6 protein-coding genes and 1 pseudogene are annotated in these 9,136 nt (G+C 66.5%); 5 read left to right on the plus strand and 2 right to left on the minus strand.

Annotated features, from left to right (window positions below; translation table 11 throughout):
• On the plus strand, window positions 1-1,204 hold a 1,204-nt coding region (locus ACLL81_RS11415), incomplete at its 5' end, for an alpha/beta fold hydrolase (protein ID WP_411288465.1).
• A gap of 159 nt (window positions 1,205-1,363) precedes the next feature.
• Here the strand turns inward: ACLL81_RS11415 and ACLL81_RS11420 are convergent.
• Both ACLL81_RS11420 and ACLL81_RS11425 read right to left on the minus strand, forming a co-directional pair.
• Window positions 1,364-3,373, minus strand: coding sequence for a redoxin domain-containing protein (locus tag ACLL81_RS11420; RefSeq protein WP_411288466.1), 2,010 nt, complete (start codon window positions 3,371-3,373; stop codon window positions 1,364-1,366).
• Window positions 3,374-3,805: 432 nt separating this feature from the next.
• A complete protein-coding gene (locus tag ACLL81_RS11425) occupies window positions 3,806-4,630 on the minus strand; it encodes a universal stress protein (RefSeq protein ID WP_411288467.1) in 825 nt (274 codons plus the stop codon).
• 314 nt (window positions 4,631-4,944) lie between these two features.
• Between ACLL81_RS11425 and ACLL81_RS11430 the strand changes: the two genes are divergently transcribed.
• The 4 genes and pseudogenes from ACLL81_RS11430 to ACLL81_RS11445 form a co-directional block, all read left to right on the plus strand.
• Window positions 4,945-5,529: a helix-turn-helix domain-containing protein gene (locus ACLL81_RS11430; RefSeq protein ID WP_411288468.1), complete on the plus strand. Its 585-nt coding sequence runs from the start codon at window positions 4,945-4,947 to the stop codon at window positions 5,527-5,529.
• A gap of 90 nt (window positions 5,530-5,619) precedes the next feature.
• Complete coding sequence (locus tag ACLL81_RS11435; protein WP_411288469.1) at window positions 5,620-6,327, plus strand: VIT1/CCC1 transporter family protein; 708 nt, start codon at window positions 5,620-5,622, stop codon at window positions 6,325-6,327.
• A 238-nt stretch (window positions 6,328-6,565) separates the two neighbouring features.
• Entirely contained in the window at window positions 6,566-6,955 is a 390-nt protein-coding gene (locus ACLL81_RS11440) for a Spy/CpxP family protein refolding chaperone (protein WP_411288470.1), read from the plus strand.
• Between the two features lie 102 nt (window positions 6,956-7,057).
• A pseudogene (locus ACLL81_RS11445) lies at window positions 7,058-9,136 on the plus strand (heavy metal translocating P-type ATPase); the annotation flags it as partial.

Below are 9,136 nucleotides of genomic sequence, written 5' to 3' on the forward strand. Positions count from 1 at the left end.
CTCGCTGGCGGCCATCCGTCTCAGCCGGGCGCTGGCCGATCTGGGCGTGGGCGTGCTGCGCTTCGACTTCACTGGCCTTGGCGAGAGCGAGGGCGCGTTCGGCAAAGGCCTGTCGGGCGACATCCAGGATGTGATTTGCGCTGCCCGGGCCATGTCGGACCAGGGGATGCCGCCGCAACTCCTGGTCGGGCACAGCTTCGGTGGAGCCGCCGTGCTGGCGGCGGCCGGCGATCTGGCAATGGTCAAGGCCGTGGCCGTGATCGGGGCGCCGTTTGACGCCGAACATGTGCTGACCCACATCGACCCGGCGCTGAAAAACGCGCCCGCCGGCCAGCGCCTGCCAGTCTCAATCGGCGGCCGCGACTTCGAACTGGGGGCCGACTTCGTGCGCGACATCTGTGGCCAGAACCAGAAGACGCGGATCGCCGATCTGGGCCGCGCCCTGCTGGTGCTGCATTCGCCGGTCGACGAGGTCGTTTCGATCGACAATGCGGCAGGCATCTTCCAGACGGCGCGACACCCCAAGAGCTTCGTCTCGCTGGACCATGCCAACCATCTACTGACCCGCAAGGCCGATTCCAACTATGCGGCGACGGTCGTCGCAGCCTGGGCCAGCCGGTATATTGATGTCGCCATCGAACCGGCGGCGACGCCGGTCGAGGCGCCGGTGCAGGGCATCCGGGTCGAGGAGACCGGGGTCGGGAAATTCCAGGTGCGGGTGGTCACCCCCGCGGTCACCTTCCTCGCCGACGAGCCGGTCGACGTCGGCGGTCTGAACTCGGGCCCGACCCCCTATGATCTGCTGAGCGCCGGTCTGGGGGCCTGCACGGCCATGACCTGCCGACTCTACGCCGAGCGCAAGTCATGGCCGCTGGAGCGGGTGGTGGTCGAGGTCGGTCATACGGCCAAGACGGCGAAGGTGCCGGACCGGTTCGTGCGCAAGATCGCCTTCCAGGGCCAACTCGATGAGACGCAGCGCGTCCGGCTACTGGGGATCGCGGATCGCTGCCCGGTGCACCGCACCCTGACCGAGAGTGCAGTTATCGAGACTGAGCTTCTGGCCGACGATCAGCCCCATTCGGGCGCCGAGAACTGCGCCGAGGGGCACGTGCTGCTGATGCAGGAAGCCTGCGCCGAGGCGGACGAGCCGGGCACGATCGATGAGGCATCTGTCAGCTCAAACGCACCGGTCGGTAAGGACTAGGCTTTAGGCGGCGAGATGGCCGGTCAGAGAGGGACCTACGATCCGTTCGCTGGTTCGCTCGTCGCCGGAGGTCACCATCCCTCCGGCTGCCCCAAACGAGCATATTCGGAGAAGAGCTGGCAATCTGGTCGAAGCGCCAACCCCGGCGCTGACCGACGCCTAGTTCGAGGCGACCTTCTCGGCCGGCGGCCTGGCGCGGCGCATCCCGCCGCCCATCATCTTCATGATCGGCTCGAATTCCTTGGCGTCGATCCCGCCGTCCTTGTTGGCGTCGGCGAGGCCGAACCGGGGCCGGATGGCGTTGCCCAGATCGCCCTTCAGTTCGGTGACCTGGAGCTTGCTGTCGAAATTGGAGTCCATCATCCCGATCAGCCGGGTCTTCATCATCTGGTCGTCGTAGGTGGTCTGCTTGGCGGCGGTCTCGTCGACCCAGCGATAGCGGAGCTGGGTGAAGAACATCTCCTCGAATGACTGGTCGCCCCACACGACTTCCTTGCTCGGATCCGGGTTCGCCGGGTTCCGCTTGGAGTTGTCATAGATGTAGGTGGCGATCAGTTTCGACCCCGCCGGCACCTTGATGGGTTCGGCGAACTCGTACATCCGCTGCCAGTTGAAGTCGTAGCGCGGCACGTTGAGCAATTGCTTCTCGGCGCCGTTCGGATAGCGGATCTTCAGGTCCGAGTAGGTGCCGCGGTAGTGGGCGTGAACCACGGCCGAATACAGCAAGGCGGCGTGCGGGAAGTCCAGGTAGGAGACCTCCTCGTGCGCCTCGGCGTTGGGCGGGATCTTGATGAACATGTCCACGATAGTGTTTTCGCGCATCATCAATTTCGGCGTCTCGCCAGGCTTGTAGAAGTACAGTCCGATCTGCTGGGTCGAGAGCACTTCCTTGCCGAACGGCGTGTAGTGCATCTGGTAGCCAATCGAACCGCCGCCGGGGACGTAGGACCCGATGCCCTTGGGCTGGACGATGCTTTCCATACCCACGGTATAGCCGCCGACGCTGCCGCCCCAGTTGGCCATGCCGCCCAGTTGGTCCTTTCCGGGCGGAATATAGCCCGACAGGATGTGGTGCACGGCCTGGCGCTGGTTCACCCGCGCGGTCGAGGCCTTCAGCCAGCGGCCCTGCGTCAGCGGGTTGGCCATCACCGGATACTGGTAGTCGACGATCCCGCTGGCCGGGACCTTGTAGGCGGGAATCTCGACGACCAGGTCCGGCTTGCCGAGCGGCCATTCCGGAGCCACGCGCTTCGTGGTGGCCAGGCGGTCGGGCCCGTCGCCACGCGGCGCGCCAGCCTCGATCCAGTGGACCAGGGTCTTGATCTCGTTCGGCGTCAGGCTCTTGTCGTTCTTGAAGTGGCCCACCTTCGGGTCGACGTCCCATGGCGGCATGCGATCGGTGCGGATGGCCTCGCGGATCATCGGGGCGAACCCCTTGACCATGGCGTAGCCGTTCATGGCGAACGGCGCGATGCCGCCCTCCTGGTGACAGGCCACGCACTTCTGCTCCAGGATTGGCACGATGGCCTTGGCGTAGGAGATCTTCCCGGCGGCCGCCTTCGCAGCCGCGCCGCGGTGGGGGAAGTTGATCACCGCGCCGGTGGCGATGCCGGACGCCACGGCCACCGGCTTGCCGGCGATCAGCGCGTCCACGGCGTCGGCCGCCAGCGGGCGATTGGCGCTGTCGTTCAACGGGCCGCGATAGGCTACTTTCCAGGACCTGGGATCGATCACGAAGACCTCGGAGACCCGCATCGCGCCGAGCTGCTCGCCGACCAGCAGGTTGTCGTCCATCAGCACCGGCAAGGTCAGGCCCAGCGTCTTCGCCTCAACCAACACCGCCTGGCGGCTGTCCGTGCCGCTGGAATTGATCAGCATTACCGGCACACCCTTGGACGAAGAGGCGGTCATCAAGGATTGCAGGGCCGGGGCGATGCGACGGATTTCTGGGCTGCCTACCGCGTGCATCACCAGCACCACGGCCTTGGCGTCATGATAGCGATACAGGTCTTCGGAGTGGCCGGTCGCAGTCACCAGGCGGAAGTTGTCGACCTGGTTCGGGGCGGTCGCCGCGGCCACGGATGGCGTCGGAGCCTTGGCGGCCGCGACGAGGCCGAGCGAGGCTGCCAGCGTGAGCCCAAGCGCGGTGACGGTCGTTGCGCGGCGCATTGTCGAACTCTCTTCCGGATGTGGGGACGGCGGAAACCTCGACCGTGGCCTCGGGATATCCCTCTCAAACGGCGGCTTGTCAAATAGATGACGCCAGCGTCATCTTGGCGTCCGCAGCGGACGTGACACGTTAAGCCCGGCAGTGCGCAGCAAGCCCCTACGAACCGATTGATTCAGGCAGCGACGGGCTTGGTGAGCCGAGCGACGAGCTGGGGGCGCGACTTGGCGAGGTTCAGCCTCTCAGATCGATCGTAACTCGGTTTGACCGCAGGGGTCGCTAGCGGTTGGCGCGATGCAAGACCTCGATCAGCTCTTCGGTCTTCTGTCGTTGTTCGGCCGCGTCACCGCTAACGTCCAGGCTGCGTGTCGCTAGGCGCCCGCGTCCATGGAGAGACCGCGAAGAGGCCGCCCAGGTTGCCGTCGGTTCGGCCGTCAATGGCTGAAGAGCACTGGCCGTAGTGAATGTTCCAAAAGGTTGTGCGTGACACCGCCGAGCAACCATTCCCCTAGCCGCGAATGCCCGTAGGCCCCAGCAACGATCAGGTCTGCTCGCTGCGCCTCGGCAAAGGTCGTGAGAACGGGGAAGCCCTCGTCGGCCCGGCCTTCTAAGGTCTTTGGCCTCGCCTTTACACCATGCCGCTCCAGCCGGCTGACGACATCCGACAGACCACTGTGCACTTCGCCCATCTGATCGGCAGGGCACACGTGGACGACGGTGACCTCGTCAGCAGCGATCAGAAAGGGTAGAGCATCGGATACGGCGCGACGCGCCTCCCGCGTGTTCTTCCAGGCAACGACGATGCTTTTGGTGCGGATGGCAGGCAAATCCGGCGGAATGGTGAGGATCGGGATTCCAGCGCGCAGGACGAGATCGGCGGCGGCGGCCGTGGAAGCCTTCAGGCCCCGGCGGGCGCTGGCCACGATGAGGTCCGCGCCCGCGGCAAGGTGCTGCAGGGCCCGGTCAGGATAGTCCCGCACGGAGCACCAGGTGGCCTTGGCTCCCATGGACTTCGTGGCGTCCCGAAAGCGCGCCTCAGCTGCTGCCAGATTTTCCGTCTCCAGGTCCGCGAGAATCTGCGCGAGCGTTGCGTCGATGTAATCGGTGCTCAGCATGGGATTGTCGAGATGGAGCGGCTCACTACCTCCAACGCCGATCAGCGTCGCGTCGATCTGGCGCGCCAGATCGACGGCGATTCGAAGCCGCAGGTCTGAATCCCCGGTTGGTTCTACGTGAACAAGAAGGGTCTTGTAGGTCATCTTGGCGCTCCGCGGATGCGCCGGCTGAGGGCCCGCTGCAAACCGATCGGGTGGTCCGTCGATTTGACCGCCCAAGGGCAACCTAGAATCCGATCATCAGGCAGCATTGACTTGGATCAACCGCTCTCACAACGAATTCGGTCACCTAGAGGCGTCCCGCGCGTTAGGAGCGTGTCGCCCGCATTCGCGGAGACATCCGACCGGAATGCTCCGCAATCCTCAAGGAACGCCCAATGCCCGCGACGCCGATACGTGCCCGCTGCGGCAGGCCGCGGCCGCCCTCGGACGTCCGCCAGCGTGAGGAACAAGACCTCATGGCGCGGATCGGGACGCGCATTTCCTTCGCGCGAGATGACGAGATCTACGGCCAGGAGGAGGTCGCGGACCTAATCTATCAGGTGGTCAGCGGGGCGGTGCGAACGAGCCGACTAATGAACGACGGCCGGCGCCAGGTCGGTGACTTCTACTACCAAGGCGAGGTGTTCGGCATGGAGCCGGGCCGGGAGCATGTATTCTCCGCCGAGGCCCTAGCCGACACGGTCGTGCTGGTCGTGAAGCGCTCGGTCGGGCACGAGGCAAGCGGCGGCATGCTGGAACAACTCTTAGGCGGCGCTGCGCGTCGCGAACTTGAGCGCGCGCACGAGCATGTGCTTATGCTCGGCCGAAAGACGGCCTGCGAAAAGGTGGCGAGCCTGCTGATGAACATCGCCGATCGCTCGCACTATGAGTGCGTGGAGTTGCCCATGGGTCGGCAAGACATGGCGGACTACCTTGGACTGACGATCGAGACGGTGTCGCGGATGTTAACCCAGCTGCAGCTGAATGCGGTCGTCGAGTTCGCTGGGTTGCGCAGCCTCCAAGTCAAGAACCGTCAGGCGCTCTCGCTACTGACCCAATAGCGCCGGGCAATCGGCGCCGCCCCGGTCCTGATCTCCAGATCAACGGGCCGGAGACCTGCACTGCGGGAACCAGCTCGAGCGGAGGGTGACTTGAAGCGAGCGCAACCCCACACCGAGAAGCACCTGATTGCCCGAATAGGCTGGCTCAGAGCGGCAGTGCTGGGCGCGAACGATGGGGTGCTCTCCACAGGAAGCTTGATCCTCGGGGTGGCGGCTGCGTCTACGAGTCAGAGCAGCATCTTGCTCTCAGGAGTCGCGGGGTTGGTCGCCGGGGCGATGGCCATGGCGGCGGGCGAGTACGTCTCGGTGAGCTCACAATCCGACACGGAAGCGGCAGACCTCGCAAGAGAGAAGCGCGAGCTTGCTGGCAATGAAGCGGCCGAGCGCGCTGAACTCGCCGCGTTATATGTCGCGCGCGGCGTCTCCGTTGAGCTCGCGAGCCAGGTAGCCGAACAACTGATGGCCAAGGATGCCCTGGCGGCCCACGCCAAGGAGGAACTCGGGATTTCCGACGCAACGAAGGCGCGCCCGCTGCAGGCGGCGCTCGCGTCCGCCGCGTCTTTCTTCGTTGGGGCGGTCCTTCCGCTGCTGATGGTAGTCGTGTCGCCGAGGAGCGTGTTGTCCGCGACGGTAGCAGGGTCGTGCCTGCTGTTGCTGGCGGCACTGGGCGCGCTGGGCGCGAAGGCGGGCGGAGCGACGATGGGCAGAGCCATGGTGCGGGTTACTGTTTGGGGGGCCTTGGCCATGGCGACGACGGCCGGCATCGGTTCGGTTTTCGGCGTCGCCTTCCGTATCTGAGCCTCCCGACCGGCGTATGCGCCAGATCAAAGCCCCGGTGCGGGGCTTCTGGGACTCTGGCTTGGCGCGGTTGAGCGCCAAACGCTGGAACCATCATGTCCAATGACCTCGCCCTTCGCTCGGACATCGAAGTCGAACTCGAATTTCAACCGAGCCTGACCGCCGCCGGCATCGGCGTCACCGTTAAGGATGGCGGCGCCATCGGTTGATGCACGTGGACGCGATGTCGTGTGCGGCTATGCCAGCTGAAAGACTGACCGCCTTGCAGGACGATCTCGTCCTCGCGCCTGCGCAACTCCCCCGGTGGAACGCTTTCGCGGATGCAACCCAAGCTATGGGGAAAGGCATGGGCATGATGCAGGGTTCGGAGATAGCGGAAGACATGCCAATGTATTCCGGAACCGCGACGCAAAGGGGCATGCCGATGCCGCGCTCAGACCACGGTGCAATGATGGGACAGGCGGGCTCCCTTCTAGAGCGCCTCGATCCCCACCAATCGATGCTCACCGCCCAGCTGGACGCCGTCAGGAAGGTAAAGTCGGCCCCGAGTCCCCTTTCAAGCGCGCTCACGTTGGCTCAGACAGCGAAGTTCGACGCCGCAACCAATTGCGGGCCAAGGCGCCTTTAGGGTGCGGCTCTTCGATCCGGGTAGCTATGGCAGCCAGCCCTACCCGCGCCTCACCGTGTCGCCCGGGCGCGGCCAGTCTATACCGGCCCTGGAGGCCCACCGATGAGCTATGCAGCCGGCCAGCACTTTCATCCTGACCCTCGAGACCACGGCCAGCAGCCTGGTAAGGTTGGGACCGGCATGACGGTGATCGATCCGGTGTGTGGAATGACCGTCGATCCCGCCAAGACCGCTCATCACGCCGAACACGCGGGCACGGCCTATCACTTCTGCTCGGCCGGCTGTCGGACCAAGTTCACGGCCGATCCCGACCGCTACCTGCACCCCCAGACCGTGGCGCCGGCGCCGGAGGGCACGATCTACACCTGTCCCATGCACCCGCAGATCCGGCAGGAGGGACCGGGCTCCTGCCCGATCTGCGGCATGGCGCTGGAGCCGGAGACGATCACGGCCGATAGCGGGCCAAACCCCGAGTATGCGGACATGCGCCGCCGGTTCTGGATCGGGCTGGTGCTCACCTTGCCGGTGTTTGGGCTGGAGATGGCCGGACACCTGCTCGGCCATGCCCTCATGGTCTCGCCCGCAACCTCCGCCTGGGCCCAGTTCGCGCTGGCGACGCCTGTGGTGCTCTGGGCGGGCTGGCCGTTCTTCCAACGCGGCTGGGCCTCGCTCAGGACGCGCAACCTCAATATGTTCACCCTCATCGCCATGGGGGTCGGGGTCGCCTACGCCTACAGCGTTGTGGCCATGCTCGCGCCGGGACTCTTCCCGGCCGCGCTTCGGGGCGAGGCTGGACTGCCCCCGGTCTACTTCGAGGCGGCCGCGGTCATCACCGTCCTGGTCCTGTTGGGCCAGGTGCTTGAGCTGCGAGCGCGTGAGCAGACGTCCGGTGCGATCAAGGCCTTGCTCAATCTGGCGCCGAAGACCGCGCGGCGGGTGCGCGACGACGGGACCGACGAAGAGGTCACCCTTGACCAGGTGCATGTCGGCGACCGGCTGCGCGTGCGGCCGGGGGAGAAGATTCCCGTCGACGGGGTGATCCTCGACGGCCGGGTCTCCATCGACGAGTCACTGGTCACCGGCGAGTCCATGCCGGTGACCAAGGAAGCGGGCGACCCGGTGATCGCCGGTTCGATCAACAAGACCGGCTCCTTCGTCATGCGCGCCGAGAAGGTCGGGGCCGACACCCTGCTCTCGCAGATCGTGCAGATGGTGGCGCAGGCCCAGCGCAGCCGGGCGCCGATCCAGCGGCTGGCCGACCAGGTCTCCGGCTGGTTCGTGCCGGCGGTCATTGCCGTTGCGCTCATAGCGGCGGCCGTCTGGGGTCTGGTCGGTCCCGAGCCGCGCTTCGCCTACGCCTTGGTGGCCGCCGTCTCGGTGCTGATCATCGCCTGTCCCTGCGCGCTTGGGCTGGCGACGCCGATCTCGATCATGGTCGGGGTCGGCCGGGGCGCTCAGGCCGGCGTGCTGATCAAGAACGCTGAGGCCCTGGAACGCTTGGAGAAGGTCGACACGCTGATCGTGGACAAGACCGGCACCCTGACCTAGGGCCGGCCCGCGGTGACCGCGATCCACCCCGCACCGGGGTTCGACGAGGCCGAACTCCTGCGTCTGGCGGCCAGCCTCGAGCGCGGCAGCGAGCATCCGCTGGCCGACGCGATCGTCCGCGCGGCCACCGAGCGGGGCCTGCCACTTTCCGAGCCCGCGCAGTTCGACTCGCCGGTCGGCCGGGGCGTGCTGGGTCTGGTGGACGGCCACCGGCTGGCGCTGGGCTCGGGCAGGTTCATGGCCGAGCAGGGCGTCGACACCGCGGCCCTCGACGCCGGGGCCGAGACGCTGCGCGGCGGCGGGGCGACCGCGATCTTCATGGCGATCGACGGCCGGGCCGCGGCGGTGCTGGCGATCGCCGATCCCATCAAGGCGACCACGCCGGACGCGGTGCGGGCGCTGCAGGCCGAGGGCGTGCGCCTGGTGATGATGACCGGCGACAACCGGACGACCGCGCTGGCTGTCGCCCGCACACTCGGCATCGACGAGGTGGAGGCGGAGGTCCTGCCGCAGGACAAGGCCGCGGTGGTGCAGAAGCTGCGCGCCGAGGGCCGCGTGGTGGCGATGGCCGGCGACGGGGTCAACGACGCCCCCGCCCTGGCCGCCGCCGACGTGGGGGTGGCGATGGGCGCC

The organism is Phenylobacterium sp., from assembly GCF_046590535.1.
Classification (GTDB): domain Bacteria; phylum Pseudomonadota; class Alphaproteobacteria; order Caulobacterales; family Caulobacteraceae; genus Phenylobacterium.